The sequence below is a fragment of the Brevundimonas sp. SGAir0440 genome, from assembly GCF_005484585.1.
GTDB lineage: Bacteria > Pseudomonadota > Alphaproteobacteria > Caulobacterales > Caulobacteraceae > Brevundimonas.
The window spans coordinates 53410-66709 of the sequence record NZ_CP039435.1; the positions used below are offsets into that span (position 1 = coordinate 53410).

12 protein-coding genes and 1 other RNA gene are annotated in these 13300 nt (G+C 68.0%); 7 read left to right on the forward strand and 6 right to left on the reverse strand.

The genetic code is table 11. The features are described from left to right. Positions 1 to 6 precede the first annotated feature (6 nt). Positions 7 to 729 carry a 3-deoxy-manno-octulosonate cytidylyltransferase gene (locus E7T10_RS00245; protein WP_137720242.1) on the forward strand — a complete coding sequence of 241 codons (723 nt, stop codon included), beginning with the start codon at positions 7 to 9 and terminating at the stop codon, positions 727 to 729. Between the two features lie 293 nt (positions 730 to 1022). Here the strand turns inward: E7T10_RS00245 and nudC are convergent, their stop codons facing one another. Continuing rightward, a complete protein-coding gene (nudC, locus tag E7T10_RS00250) occupies positions 1023 to 1943 on the reverse strand; it encodes an NAD(+) diphosphatase (RefSeq protein WP_137720243.1) in 921 nt (306 codons plus the stop codon). A gap of 47 nt (positions 1944 to 1990) precedes the next feature. On the opposite strand from nudC, the gene ffs reads away from it, so the two are divergent. Together ffs and E7T10_RS00260 are read left to right on the forward strand one after the other, a co-directional pair. Further along, positions 1991 to 2086, forward strand: an RNA gene (gene ffs / locus E7T10_RS00255) — signal recognition particle sRNA small type. 147 nt (positions 2087 to 2233) lie between these two features. Beyond that, entirely contained in the window at positions 2234 to 4087 is a 1854-nt protein-coding gene (locus E7T10_RS00260; RefSeq protein ID WP_137720244.1) for a DNA polymerase III subunit gamma/tau, read from the forward strand. 9 nt (positions 4088 to 4096) lie between these two features. Here the strand turns inward: E7T10_RS00260 and E7T10_RS00265 are convergent, their stop codons facing one another. Together E7T10_RS00265 and E7T10_RS00270 are read right to left on the reverse strand one after the other, a co-directional pair. After that, positions 4097 to 4651 carry an ActR/PrrA/RegA family redox response regulator transcription factor gene (locus E7T10_RS00265; protein ID WP_017505618.1) on the reverse strand — a complete coding sequence of 185 codons (555 nt, stop codon included), beginning with the start codon at positions 4649 to 4651 and terminating at the stop codon, positions 4097 to 4099. Positions 4652 to 4742: 91 nt separating this feature from the next. Next, entirely contained in the window at positions 4743 to 6197 is a 1455-nt protein-coding gene (locus E7T10_RS00270; RefSeq protein WP_246846064.1) for an ActS/PrrB/RegB family redox-sensitive histidine kinase, read from the reverse strand. A 44-nt stretch (positions 6198 to 6241) separates the two neighbouring features. Between E7T10_RS00270 and E7T10_RS00275 the strand changes: the two genes are divergently transcribed. The 4 genes from E7T10_RS00275 (at position 6242) to E7T10_RS00290 (ending at position 9350) form a co-directional block, all read left to right on the forward strand. Beyond that, positions 6242 to 6865: an SCO family protein gene (locus E7T10_RS00275; protein WP_137720245.1), complete on the forward strand. Its 624-nt coding sequence runs from the start codon at positions 6242 to 6244 to the stop codon at positions 6863 to 6865. 80 nt (positions 6866 to 6945) lie between these two features. After that, positions 6946 to 8226, forward strand: a complete 1281-nt coding sequence (locus E7T10_RS00280; RefSeq protein ID WP_137722508.1) for a polyhydroxyalkanoate depolymerase — start codon at positions 6946 to 6948, stop codon at positions 8224 to 8226. Further along, positions 8192 to 8914 (forward strand): M48 family metallopeptidase, encoded by a 723-nt coding sequence (locus tag E7T10_RS00285; protein ID WP_137720246.1) that lies wholly within the window; start codon positions 8192 to 8194, stop codon positions 8912 to 8914. The genes E7T10_RS00280 and E7T10_RS00285 overlap by 35 nt, the downstream gene beginning before the upstream one ends. 58 nt (positions 8915 to 8972) lie before the next feature. Continuing rightward, complete coding sequence (locus E7T10_RS00290; protein WP_055808962.1) at positions 8973 to 9350, forward strand: lysozyme inhibitor LprI family protein; 378 nt, start codon at positions 8973 to 8975, stop codon at positions 9348 to 9350. Positions 9351 to 9421: 71 nt separating this feature from the next. Here the strand turns inward: E7T10_RS00290 and E7T10_RS00295 are convergent, their stop codons facing one another. The 3 genes from E7T10_RS00295 to E7T10_RS00305 all read right to left on the reverse strand — a co-directional run bounded on the left by E7T10_RS00295 (position 9422) and on the right by E7T10_RS00305 (position 13235). Further along, positions 9422 to 11515, reverse strand: coding sequence for a transglycosylase domain-containing protein (locus E7T10_RS00295; RefSeq protein ID WP_137720247.1), 2094 nt, complete (start codon positions 11513 to 11515; stop codon positions 9422 to 9424). Between the two features lie 106 nt (positions 11516 to 11621). Continuing rightward, positions 11622 to 12245 carry a trans-aconitate 2-methyltransferase gene (locus E7T10_RS00300; RefSeq protein ID WP_137720248.1) on the reverse strand — a complete coding sequence of 208 codons (624 nt, stop codon included), beginning with the start codon at positions 12243 to 12245 and terminating at the stop codon, positions 11622 to 11624. Between the two features lie 6 nt (positions 12246 to 12251). Beyond that, positions 12252 to 13235: an alpha/beta fold hydrolase gene (locus tag E7T10_RS00305; protein ID WP_137720249.1), complete on the reverse strand. Its 984-nt coding sequence runs from the start codon at positions 13233 to 13235 to the stop codon at positions 12252 to 12254. Positions 13236 to 13300: the final 65 nt, after the last annotated feature.

A 13300-nucleotide genomic window follows, 5' to 3' on the forward strand; every position in this document is an offset into this window, starting at 1 on the left:
AAGTCGATGAATCCGTTGATAATGATACCGGCTCGCATGGCCGCCACCCGCCTGCCGAACAAGCCGCTGGCCCTGATCGGCGACACGCCGATGATCGTGCGGGCCTATCGCCAGGCCGAGGCCTCGGGCCTGCCGGTCGTGGTCGCCGCCGGCGATCCCGAGATCGTCGAGGCGGTGGAGGCCGCAGGCGGCCGCGCCGTCCTGACCGACCCGGCCCTGCCCTCGGGCTCGGACCGCATTCGCGCCGCCGTAGACGCCATCGACCCCGAGGGCGATTTCGACGCCGTCATCAACGTTCAGGGCGACATGCCCTTCGCCAGCCCCGGTCTGGCCGTCGCCTGCGCCGCCATTCTGCACGGCGAGCCGACCTGCGACATCGCCACCCTGGTCGCCGCCGAGGCCGACGGGTCGGACCGGACCAATCCCGACGTGGTCAAGGCGGTGCTGGCCTTGGGCGAAGGCGAACGCCAGGCGCGCGCCCTCTATTTCACCCGCTCGACCCTATATGGCGACGCCCCTGTCTGGCGTCATATCGGCGTCTATGGCTATCGCCGCGAAGCGCTGAACCGCTTCTGCGCCGCGCCGCCGTCCCCGCTGGAGAAGCGTGAGAAGCTGGAACAGTTGCGCGCCCTGGAAATGGGCATGCAGATCTGGGCCGCCGTCATCGACGAAGCCCCCCTGTCCGTCGACAATCCCGCCGACCTGGAGGCGGCGCGGGCGCTGGTCTGACGCCGGAATTGCATCAGGCGAAAATGGTGCAATGGCGTGCAATTTCGGCGGATAGGACTGTTTTTACTAAGGAATAGTGTGCGCCGAATTGCACCGGTGCAATTCCGTTTGCGATGCTGGTCGCGCGACGATGTCAAAGACCCGTCGGCATCATAGGCCGGGCCGGGGCCCTGTATGGCAGACGGTCGATGCGAAGCCGTAAACCCCTGAAACGACGCCGATTCGTTCTCTGGGTTAGGATGGAAAGTCATTGAATGCCCTCCCTCCCCGTTGCGGGAAGGGTGAGGCAGTCGTCAGACCTCGTCGACCCAGGCCTTGATCAGGCTGTGGGCGATGGCGAAGGGCGGCGGGGCCTGAATGCTCGGATGCTCGCCCGCCAGCACGGCGCGCGCCTCGGCCCGCGTCAGCCAAGCGACGGCTTCCAGCTCGGTCTGGTCCGGTTGCGCCTGATCGTCCGACACCTCTGCGATCAGGCCGATCATCAGTTGCGACGGGAAGGGCCAGGGCTGGCTGGAGTGATAGGCCGTGGCGATCACGCTAAGGCCGGCCTCTTCCTTCACCTCGCGGGCGCAGGCCTCCTCGATGGATTCGCCCGGTTCCAAAAACCCGGCCAGCGCCGACATCCGCCCGACAGGCCAGGCCGCCTGGCGGCCAAGCAGGCAGATGGGCTCCGCCCCGCCCTTATAGACCGGCAGCATGATGGTGACCGGATCGACGCGCGGGAAATGCTCGGTCCCGCAGGCCGGACAGACCCGCTTCCAGCCGCCCGACGCCGTCTCGCTCAGCGTGCCGCAGTTGGCGCAGAAACCGTGTTTGCGTCGCCAGTCGAACAGGCTCTTGGCCCCGCCGGCCATGGCCGCATCCGCCGCCGGCAGGATCGCCGCCGCCGCACGCATCTCCTGAAAGGCGCCCAGCCCGGCCAGCGGCCCGTCGGTCGGATCGATTGAGCCCTCGAACTCGATGGCGAAGACGGGTTCGTCGTTCCACAGGCCCAGAAACGCCTCGCGGTCCCGCACCAGGGTGCGCGCATGGCGCATCTGCAGCCACGCCAGCCTCGGCCCCTCGCCCGTCTCCTCGATCAGCGGCCGCCCTTCCCACAGCGCCAGGGCCTGGGCGTAGGGTTTGGCGGCCTGCTCGGCCAGCCATTCGGGATCATTCCTCAGGTCGCCGGCCCGATCGAGCGGATTGCCGGCGAAGGTGTTCTGATGGGCCATGCGGGTTTGTAGCTCTTGATTCCGGCCTTCGCACCCGTCATATCTCCGCTTGGAGATCGCGGGCGAAGGCTTCGCCAATCTGGTCAGGGCCGGAAGGCAGCAGCCACAACGAATTCCCCTTCGGGTCGCGGTCTCTACTTCCTCACATCTTTAGCGCGCTATCGCTCGCGACGCGGTCACTCGCTGCGTGAGCGCGTCTGGTGCGTCTGTCTCCTCCCTGCGCAGCGGGGAGGAGACGAGGGCCGAGAATCGCTTCTTCCCGCCCGTCACCCGCTGTAAGACTTCCACTCATGACGGACAGCGATACGAATCTCGACGGCCCGCCCTGGGAAGAGGACGACGTCGTCGAACGCGACGAGAACACCGACGACATGTTCGGCGCGCCCGCCGCGGCGGCGTCTGAGCCGGTCGCTGCGCCCGTTTCTGCGCCCGTCGCGGCCAAGCCCGCCCCCGTCGAAGTCGCGGCTCACGCCGATGACGGCGCCGCCTATCAGGTGCTGGCGCGCAAATATCGGCCGCGCACCTTCGAGGATCTGATCGGTCAGGAGGCGATGGTGCGCACCCTGACCAACGCCTTCGCCACGGGCCGGATCGCCCACGCCTTCATGCTGACCGGCGTACGCGGCGTCGGCAAGACCACCACCGCCCGCCTTCTGGCCCGCGCCCTGAACAACGAGACCGACGTCATCGACAAGCCGTCGCTGACCCTGAGCGCCCACGGCCGGCACGACGCCGCCATCATGGCCGGCCAGCATATGGACGTGATGGAGATGGACGCGGCGTCGCACACCGGCGTCAACGACATCCGCGACATTCTGGAAAGCGTCCGCTATGCGCCGGTCGAGGCGCGCTACAAGGTCTATGTGCTGGACGAGGTCCACATGCTGTCGACGCAGGCGTTCAACGCCCTGCTGAAGACGCTGGAAGAGCCGCCGCCCCACGCCAAATTCATCTTCGCCACCACCGAGATCCGCAAGGTGCCGGTGACGATCCTGAGTCGCTGTCAGCGCTTCGACCTGCGTCGGGTCGAGCCGGAAATCCTGGTCGAGCATCTGGGCCGGATCGCCGACCGCGAAGGCATGAAGATCGAGAACGACGCCCTGGCCCTGATCTCGCGCGCGGCCGAGGGGTCGGTGCGTGACGGCCTGTCGCTGCTGGACCAGGCCCTGGTCCAGGCCGAGCGGGGCGAGACGGTCAAGACCGAAACGGTGCGCGACATGCTGGGCCTGGCCGACCGGACCCAGACCATCGCCCTGTTCGAAAGCGTCATGGCCGGCCGCACGCCCGAGGCGCTGGAGAGTTTCCGCACTTTTTATGGCTTCGGCGCCGATCCGGTGCAGGTGACCAACGACCTGTTGGAACATTGCCACGCCGCCTCGGTCGCCAAGATGCTGGGCCCGAACGCGACCCGCCTGCCCAATGATCAGGCGCAGAAGCTGGCGGCCTTGGGCGCGGCCATTCCGGCGGCGACATTGTCGCGCACCTGGCAGATGCTGCTGAAGGCGCTGGACGAGGTGCGGCGCGCGCCCAATCCGGCCGATGCGGTGGAAATGGCCATCGTGCGCCTAGCCTACGCCGCCGACCTGCCGGGACCGGAGGAGGCGCTGAAGCGGCTGCAGTCCGGCGAACTTATCGGCGGCGGCTCGGCCCCGCGTGGCGGCGGCGGAGGCGGCGGCGGCGGAACCTCGGCGCAGCTGGCCGCGCGGCCGGTCATGGCCCCCGCCCTGCCCGATCCTCAGACTTTCGAACAGGTCGTCGCCCTGATCGGCGAGAAGCGCGAGGTCGGGCTTCAGATGGATGTTGAGCGGTATGTGAAGCCGGTCTCGTTCAAGCCCGGCGCCATCGTCTATGAAAGCGTCCAGGGCGCGCCGATCGAACTGGCGCGCAAGCTGTCGGCCCGCCTGCGCGAATGGACCGGTCGCACCTGGCTGATCGCCGCCAACGGCCAGGGCGGGGCCGAGACGGTCATCGAAATCCAGAAAAAGGCCCGCGCCGCCGAACGGGCCGAGGTCGAGGCCAATCCCTTCGTCCAGGCGGTGCTCCAGGCCTTCCCCGGCGCCAAGCTGGGCGAGATCAAGACCATCGCCCCGACCGTGGTCACTCCTGAAATCCCCGACGTGGTCGAGGACGACGACGAGGACTGAGGGGTCGGCCTATCGCGGCGCGCGCTTGGCCAGGATGCGTTGCAGGGTGCGGCGGTGCATGCCCAGGCGGCGCGCCGTCTCCGAGACATTGTGGTCGCACAGCTCATAGACGCGCTGGATATGCTCCCAGCGGACGCGGTCTGCGCTCATGGGATTTTCCGGCGGTTCGGGCGAATCGCCGGTGGCGAGCAGGGCCTTGACCACGTCGTCCGCATCGGCGGGCTTGGACAGATAGTCGACGGCGCCGGCCTTGACCGCCGCGACCGCCGTGGCGATGGCGCCGTAGCCGGTCACCATGACGATGCGGGCGTCTTCGCGTTTTTCGCGCACCGCCTCGACGATCTTCAGGCCGTTGCCGTCCTCAAGCCGCATGTCCAGCACGGCGAAGGCCGGGGCCTTATCCCGCAGCAGCTGCGTCGCCTCGGCGACGGATTCAGCGGTCGTCACTTGAAAACCACGTGCTTCCAGCGCCCGCCCCATCCGGGTGCGCAGGGCCTGGTCGTCATCCAGCAGCAGCAGGGACTTGTCGGGCAGGGCGGCGATGCGGGCTTCGAGTTCTGACATGCGTTTCTCTCTCTCCTGCCGCTTCAAGTCGGGACGGGGAGCGCGCGGGTCAAGGCCAAGGTTCCGCCTGCGACGCTTCGACCCAATCGCCTCATGCCGCGACCTCCAGCGCCGGCCGCGCCCAGCGCACCGCCACGCGCGCGCCGCGAGGCGCCGCCTTGGCGTCCGATTGCGGCAGGCCTTGGCCCACGCTGACCGAGCCGCCGGTCCGTTCCAGCAGGGTGCGGGCGATGAAGAAGCCCAGCCCCATGCCGCCCTGGCTGGGGGCGATGGGCGGCTCGACCGTTGCGCGAGGCTTGGAGGGTCGGGCGGCGGCGGCGATCTGGGCGGCCAGGGCCTGGCGCGCCTTGCCCTGAGGCCGACTGGTCACATAGGGCTCGCCCAGCCGGGGCAGGATGTCGCCTGCGAAGCCCGGCCCGTCATCCAGAATCTCGATCTCGATCCAGCCGGCGTCCACCACCGCCTGGACCCGAACCGTCGTCCTGGCGAAATCGGCGGCGTTCTCGACCAGGGTGGACAGACCGTGGATCACCTCGGGCATCCGGCGCACGCGCGGCGCGGGCTGACCCGGCGGCGTCTTGACCAGCACATCGAAGGCCAGATCGAAGCCCCGGTGCGGCTCCACCACCTCTTCCAGCAGCGCCTTCAGCGAGACGTCGGCATAGAGGGCGTCGTCGCCCTCGGGCTGCTGCGACAGCTGGGTCAGGATGCCCCGGCACCGTTCGGCCTGTTGCAGGATCAGGGCCGCATCCTCGGCCGCGTCGCTGTCGGGGGCGGAGGCGCGCTGAAGCTCCTTGGCCACCACCTGAATGGTCGCCAGCGGCGTGCCAAGCTCATGCGCCGCCGCCGCCGCCAGGCCGCCCAGCGCCGCCAGCCTCTGTTCGCGTTGCAGCACGTCCTGGGTGGTCGCCAGGGCCAACTCCAGCTTCTCCGCATCGGCCGCCACCCGCCAGGCGTAGCCGGCGGTGAAGACCACGCCGGTCACCAGGGCCATGGCCATGCCGAGGCGATAAAGCGTCGGCAGGTGGAAGTTCTCGTGCGGGCGCCAAGGCAGGGGTTCGGACCAGAAGAACAGCACCCCGACCGCGATCAGGGCCAGCACGCCCAGCATCAGGGCCTGACGCGCCGGCAGGGCGGCCGCCGCGATGGTGACGGGCGCGACCAGCAGCAGGCAGAACGGGTTCTCCAGCCCGCCGGTCAGACCCAGCAGCACGCCCAGCTGGAAAATGTCGAAGCCCAGGTGGATCGCCGTCGTGCGCCCGTCCGGCAGGCTGGCCTCCAGCCGTCGCACCCGCGCCATGGCCCCCACATTCACCGCCGCGCTGATGGCGATGACGATCAGGCAAGGCCAGAGCGGCAGGGGGAAATGCAGCCCCTGATGCGCCGTCAGGATCGCCGCACTCTGGCCGATGATCGTCAGCCAGCGCAGAACGATCAGGGTCCGCAGTGAAAACCCCCGACCGCGACGCGGCGCATCGCTCCAGCCGTTCAACGGCTCCGAAGAGGATACGCCGTGCGGCGCCATGCGGGCTTCTGTCGAGGTCACACGCCTTCTATAGACCGATCACATTCGTTTCGTGAGAGGCCGTCATGCCGCGTCGTTCCATCCTGCTGTTCGCGGGCGCCTGCATCGCCATCGCCGTGGCTCTGGCCATCATCACCGTCGTGGTGGTCAGCGGTCGTGCGCCCACGTCGGACGGCGCCGAGGTGACGTCGACCGGCCAACCCCTGGTCGGCGGCGACTTCAAGCTGGTCAATCAGGATGGGCGGCCCGTCGATCAGACGATGCTGAACGGCAAATGGAGCCTGGTCTTCTTCGGCTTCACCTACTGCCCCGAGTTCTGCCCGACCACGTTGGCCGAACTGGGCGCGGTGCAGCAGCGGCTGGGCGACAAGGCGGACAATCTGCAGATCGTCTTCGTCAGCATCGACCCTGAACGCGACACGCCCCAGGCGCTGAAGGACTATCTGTCGTCAGACGGCTTTCCCAAGGGGACCATCGGCCTGACGGGCACGCCCGAACAGGTGGCGACGGCCGCCAAGGCCTACCGCGCCTTCTATCAGAAGGTCGGCGAGGGCGAGGGCTATACGATGAACCACTCCCTGACCGTCTATCTGATGGGCCCGGACGGAAAGTTCCGCACCGCCGTCGCCTATGGAATGGGTCCGGACAAGACGACCAAGATCATCGAACAGGCGATGGCGCGGGGTTAGCGGCGACCCCATAATCCTTTTGCAGGGTGATGCATTATATGTTGCCCTGCACAAACGGCGCTCGGCCGTATCGGATCGTCATGCTCTACGCCTTTCATGAACTCGCCTACCAGTCGGCCCTGCCGTTTCGGGTCGGCGCGCAACTGGCCCGCAGCTTCTGGACCTCGCCTTTCAACCCGGCGGCCGACACCGCCATCGGCCGCACGGCCTACGCCTCGGCCGAACTGTTCGAGAGCGTGACGCGGCGCTACGGCAAGCCGGCCTGGAAGCTGGAAACCATCGACATCGGCGGCAAGCCGGTGCGAACCACCGAACAGGTGATCTGGCAGAGCCCGTGGTGCCGCCTGGTTCGCTTCGCCCGCAACATCGGCGATCTGAAGCGCGCCAAGAAGCCCGCCTCCGGCCCGGCCGTCCTGATCGTGGCCCCGCTTTCGGGCCACTACGCCACCCTGCTGCGCGGCACGGTCGAGGCCTTCCTTCAGGACCACGACGTCTATGTCACCGACTGGGTCAACGCCCGCCAGGTGCCGATGCTGGAAGGCCGGTTCGACTTCTTCGACTATATCGACCACGTCCGGCTGATGCTGGCCGAGATCGGCGGCCGCGCCCATGTCGTCGGCGTGTGCCAGCCCGGCCCGCCGGTGCTGGCCGCCGGCGCGGTCATGGCCGAGGACGAGGACGAAAACCGTCCCCTGTCGATGACCTTCATGGGGTCGCCCATCGACGCGCGCCTGTCGCCGACCGTGACCAACCAGCTGGCCGAGGAAAAGCCCTTCACCTGGTTCAAGTCGAACATGATCCACACGGTGCCCCTGCCCTATGCGGGCTTCGGACGGCGCGTCTATCCGGGCTTCGTCCAGCTCTACAGCTTCATGTCGATGAACGAGGATCGTCACCGCGACGCCCACTGGAACTATTTCACCAGCCTGATCGCCGGCGACGGCGACGAGGTCGAGAAGCACGAGGAATTCTACGACGAATATCTGTCGGTGCTGGATCTGACCGAAGAGTTCTATCTCCAGACCATCGACATCGTCTTCCAGCAGCATCTGCTGGCGCGGGGCCTGTTGGAACATCGCGGGCGCAAGGTCGATCTGTCCAAAATCACCGACATCGGCCTGATGACCGTCGAGGGCGAGAAGGACGACATCTCCGGCGTCGGCCAGACCCAGGCCGCGCACGGCCTGTGCCCCAACATCCCCGACGATCGCCGCGTCCTCTACGTCCAGCCGGGCGTGGGCCATTACGGCGTGTTCAACGGCCGTCGCTTCCGTGACGAGATCTATCCCCGCGTGCGCGACTTCATCGCCCAGAACGAGGCCGCCGGTGGCGTACCGCAACGGTCAGCGGCTGCCGCTTGACGAAAGCGGGGCCGGCGCCGGTCCCGTCCTCAGACTTTCGGTCAATCCGCGCGCGCGGCGCCTGTCGGTGCGGATCGACGCGCGCGCCGGCGAGGCCGTGGTCATCGCCCCGACCGAGCGCGGCCTGAGCCAGGCCGTCGCCTTCGCCCGATCCAAGGCCGTCTGGATCAGCGAACGCCTGGCCGTCCGCCCCAAGAGCCGCCCGCTGGAACCGGGCCAGATCATCTCCCTGCGCGGCAGGCCTGTGCGGCTTGAGGCCGTGTCCGGCGCAGGCGCCGCGCGCCTGGTCGAGGACGGGACGATCATCCGCTCAGGCGGCGAGGGCGAGGCCTACGCCCGCCGGGTCGAAAACCTGTTGAAGCGCGAGGCGCGCGATACGCTTCTGGAACGCACCGACCACCATCTGCGCGCGCTGGGCCAGGGCCCGGTCAAGATGGGCATCGCCGACACCCGGTCGCGCTGGGGCTCGTGCAGCCCGCACAACCGCACCATCCGCTACTCCTGGCGCGTCATCATGGCCCCGCCCCCGGTCATCGACTACCTCGCCGCCCACGAGGTCGCCCACCTGGTCCACGCCGACCACAGCGCGGCCTATTGGTCCGTGGTCGAACGTCTGGTCGGGGATCACAAGCCCTGGCGCAAATGGCTGAAGGATTACGGCGCCGCGCTGCACGCCGTGGGGCGCTAGGCGGAAACCCCGGCGGCCGGGCGCGTTTCACCATGGCCCGTCCACTCAGGAACGCCCTATGAAAACGATGATCACCCTATCGATCGCGCTCGGCCTCGCCGCTGCCGCCGCCTCATCCGCCAGCGCCCAGTCGCAGGCCACGATGAACGCCAACGCCGCCCAGGAACTTCAGCGCGCCGATCGGGCGCTGAACAGCCAGTACACGACGACGATGGGACGGCTGTCGCCCGCCAGCCGCACCCTGCTGCGCACCGCCCAACGCACCTGGATCAGCTTCCGCGACCAGCAATGCCGGTTCGAGGCGTCCGGCGTTCAGGGCGGCTCCGCCTATCCGATGGTGCATTCGACCTGCCTTGCGCGTCTGACGACGGAGCGGACACGCCAGTTGCGGACCCTCAGCCAATGCCAGGAAGGCGACCTGTCCTGCCCCCGCTGACCCAGGCCTGAAATGCAAAGGGAGGCGACCGCCGGGTCGCCTCCCTTTTTTACGCGCCGTAGGCGTCGTGATTAAAAGAACAGGGCATCGCCCTTTCGCTCCGGCGCCGGGCGGCCCTCGGGCTGCTGCGAATTCGGCGCATCGCGATAGCCGCCCCTGGGTGACGCCGGGCTGGACGGCTGCGGCGACGGCGGTTGCATCGGCGCCTGGTCGTCCGGGACATAGGGTTCGCCCGCCAGGGGATCGACGGGTTCGATGGGCAGGCCGTTCTGGTCCAGGCCGCTCATCAGATCGCCGACCGGATCGGGTGCGACCCAGCCTTCAGGCATGGGCGGACCGTTGGGGATGGCGGGGGCGTCCAGGCGCGGCAGGGCCGCCTCCATGAAGCCCTTCCAGATGGCGGCGGGCGACGAGCCGCCGGTCACGCCGCGCATGGCGGTGTTGTCGTCCTTGCCGACCCAGACGGCGGTGACGAAGCCGCCGGTATAGCCCACGAACCAGGCGTCCTTGTAATCCGAGGTCGTGCCGGTCTTGCCCGCCAGGTCGCGGCCCGAGATCGCCGCCGACCGGCCCGAGCCGCTGGTGACCACGCCGCGCAGCATCTGGTTCATGTAGTACAGCGACGGATTGTTGATCGCCTGGCCGCTCTGGCCCGACTGGCGCTGATAGATGACGCGGCCCTGGGGCGTGCGGATGCGGCTGATGCCATAGGCATCGACCCGGCGCCCGCCATTGGCGAAGGCGTCATAGGCAGTGGCCATCTCGATCGGCGAGACCTCGACCGCGCCCAGCGCCATCGCCGGCTCCAGACCGATGCGGCTTTCGATGCCCAGACGCCGCGCGGCGCGGGCCACGCTGTCGCGCCCGACCTGATCGGCGACATAGGCCGCTACCGTATTGGTCGACTGGGCCACAGCCTGGGCCAGGGTCATATTTCCGCTGAAGGTGCCGGAATAGTTGCGGGGCGACCAGTTGCCGATTGTGATCGGCTGATCGACCACCGGGGTCTGGGGCGTATAGCCGGCCTCGACCGCCGCCAGATAGACGAACGGCTTGAAGGCCGAACCCGCCTGGCGCCTGGCGTCGACGGCGCGGTTGAACTGGCTGTCGGCATAGGAGGAGCCGCCTATCATGGCGCGGACCCGGCCGTCGCCATCCAGCGCGACCAGAGCCGCCTGCTGCACGCCCTTGCCGGCGTCACGATCCAGAATGCGGCGCACCGATCGCTCGGCCGCCGTCTGCAGCGTTAGGTCCAGCGTGGTCTCGACCACCATGTCCTCGGTCGGTTCGCCGACCAGACTGCGGATCGACTTGTCCAGCCAGTCGATGAAATACTGGGCGTGCTGGGTCGCCAGAGTGCGCGAGACGATGACCGGCTGGGTCACGGCTTGTTCGCGCTGGGCGGCGGTGATGACGCCGGCCTCTTCCATCTCGTTCAGCACGACGGTGGCGCGGGCGGCGGCGCGTTCGCTCTCGGACACCGGCGAATAGCGCGAGGGGGCCTTCAGCAGGCCGGCCAGCAGCGCGGCCTCGCCGACCGTCAGGTTTTTGGCCGACTTGTCGAAATAGCGCTGCGACGCCGCCTCGATCCCATAGGCCCCGGCGCCGAAATAGACCCGGTTCAAATAGAGGGCCAGGATCTCCTTCTTGGAGAATTTCATCTCCAGCCAGACGGCCAGCATCAGCTCCTGCACCTTTCGGCGCATGTTCTGGTCGGGCGTCAGGAACAGGTTCTTGGCCAGCTGCTGCGTGAGGGTCGAGCCGCCCTGCACCACCCGACCGGCGCGGACGTTGGTCGCCATCGCCCGCATCATGCCGATGGGGTCGAAGCCGGGGTGGTGATAGAAGCGCCGGTCCTCGATGGCGATAAAGGCGGCCGGCACATAGTCCGGCAGGGCGTCCAGATCGGCGGGCGGCGCCATCTGGGTGCCTCGCGTCGCGATCAGGGCGCCGTTGCGATCCAGATAGGTGATCGAGGGCTGGCGATCGACCTGATACAGGCTGGAGGTGTCCGGCAAGCCGCGCGCAAAGACGGCGAAGAAGACGACCAGGAAGATCAGCCCCCAGACCGCCAGCACGGCGCTCCAGTAGAACAACCGTCCCAGGGCCGACCGGCGGGGCTTGCCCTGCGCCTGTGGTCCGCCCGCATTCACCGGTCCCGCCATGTCCGTCCTTCAGATGCCGCGCTGGGCGAGTTCTCGTTCATCGGCTGTGTATCGCGTATGAACGCCCGCCGAAACGGTCCCGCCGACTTCACGGGATCGTGAGCGGCTATTTCGCCGAAAGAAAGGCGCGCCGGGCCAGCCATACGCCGCTTTCCGCCCCGTCGTGTTCCACGCGCAATCCGGCGTCGGCCAGCAGGGCGCGATAGGCCTCCGGGTCAAGACTGGCGTGATAGAGCGGCTCGCCCCGCCAGTCGCCGATGGTCTCGCCGTGCGCCTGGCCAGAGGTGAACATCAGCCGCCCGCCCTCGGCGACGCACGCGGCCAGCGCCGGCAGCACCCTGCTCTGATCATCTGGGCAGAGATGAAACAGACTGTGCCAGGCCAGAACGCCGTCGAACGGACCCGCCGGAAATTCATCGCGCATATCCGCCAACGACCACACGCCTGTCGGCAGCGTCGCCTGAGCATGGGCGATCAGGCCCGGCGACGCATCCATGCCCGTCACCTGATGTCCCCGCTTCAGCAGGGCGGCCCCAATGGGCCAGCCCGAACCGCAGCCGACATCCAGAATAGATGCGCCTGCGGGCAAATCCGCAACGAAGCGGTCCAGCCAAAGCGCTTCGTCCGCCCCGCCCGCGCCGGAATACAGGGTCGCGCCTCGATCCCGGACCCAGTCGTCGGCCTTGTCCCTATAAAGGCCGACGATCCGTTTCGCGGACGGATGGGTCACGGCGCTCTATTTCGCCAGGAAGGCGTCCAGGTCGGCGTAGAAGGCCTGGGGCTGGTCGAACATGATGAAGTGAGCGCTGTCGTCGATCCGCTTCAGCTGGGCGTCCTTCAGATTGGCGAACGACATCCGATAGATGCTGTCGGTGATCTCGGGCGTCATGCGGGGATCGTTGAACTTGACGTACAGCACCTCGGTCGGGGCGGTGATCTTGGACAGTTCGGGACGCAGGTCCGTCGTGATCAGCTCGCGGAAGGCGGCGGCAGAGACCTTCTGGTCGCTTTCGCGCATGTCCTCCAGCGCCTCGGCGCGGCGGCTTTCGGTGTTGATCATGCCGTTGATGCTGGTGGTCGCCTGGGCGACATAGGCCTCGCGCGGGCTGTTGGCCTGGGCGGCCCAGATCTGGTCGGCGACCGGCGTCACGCTTTCGGCCGAGGCGCCGGGCGCGGCGAACATCGCGCCCATGAACGGGATCATGTCCACGACCATCAACTTGCCTACCGCATCGGGATGGCGCGCGGCCAGCATCATGCCGATGGTCCCGCCCATCGAATGGCCGACGACGACGGGCTTGGTCAGGCCCTTTTCACGGATGTAGCGGGCGATCTCTTCCGCCACCGGCGCGGCGACCGGCGAAGGGGTCGCGCCCTGCGCATTGCCCTCGGCCGGCGCGCCGGCGAAGCCCTGCACATGAATGCGGTGCACGCGCCAACCCACGCCGTCCTGCGCCGTCAGATGATCCACCGTCCCCTGCCAGACCTCGGGCGACGAGCTGAGACCGGGGATCAGGATGATGTCGCGACCATCCATGTCGCCATCGACGCGAACGTGGATGCGGTCGGACTGGAAATCGGCATGCTGGTGGCCGTGGACGTGACCCGCCTCCGCATGGGCGCCATGCCCGTCCTGCGCCAGGGCGGCCGGTGCGGCACACAGCAGGGCGGCGGCCGCTGCGGCGCCGACGGTGCGGTTCAGAATGGATGCGATAGTCATGATCAAACTCCCCTTTGACGCCCGCTTATGCCGCACCAACTTTGATATGTAAAGTTCTCTGTCAG

What these genes read in the sequence shown, in the direction of transcription:
- E7T10_RS00275 (WP_137720245.1), top strand. Translation starts at nt 6,242, where the DNA reads ATGCCGCGTCGTTCCATCCTGCTGTTCGCGGGCGCCTGCATCGCCATC.
- E7T10_RS00245 (WP_137720242.1), top strand. Translation starts at nt 7, where the DNA reads ATGAATCCGTTGATAATGATACCGGCTCGCATGGCCGCCACCCGCCTG.
- E7T10_RS00305 (WP_137720249.1), bottom strand. Translation starts at nt 13,235, where the DNA reads ATGACTATCGCATCCATTCTGAACCGCACCGTCGGCGCCGCAGCGGCC.
- E7T10_RS00260 (WP_137720244.1), top strand. Translation starts at nt 2,234, where the DNA reads ATGACGGACAGCGATACGAATCTCGACGGCCCGCCCTGGGAAGAGGAC.
- E7T10_RS00295 (WP_137720247.1), bottom strand. Translation starts at nt 11,515, where the DNA reads ATGGCGGGACCGGTGAATGCGGGCGGACCACAGGCGCAGGGCAAGCCC.
- nudC (WP_137720243.1), bottom strand. Translation starts at nt 1,943, where the DNA reads ATGGCCCATCAGAACACCTTCGCCGGCAATCCGCTCGATCGGGCCGGC.
- E7T10_RS00280 (WP_137722508.1), top strand. Translation starts at nt 6,946, where the DNA reads ATGCTCTACGCCTTTCATGAACTCGCCTACCAGTCGGCCCTGCCGTTT.
- E7T10_RS00290 (WP_055808962.1), top strand. Translation starts at nt 8,973, where the DNA reads ATGAAAACGATGATCACCCTATCGATCGCGCTCGGCCTCGCCGCTGCC.
- E7T10_RS00265 (WP_017505618.1), bottom strand. Translation starts at nt 4,651, where the DNA reads ATGTCAGAACTCGAAGCCCGCATCGCCGCCCTGCCCGACAAGTCCCTG.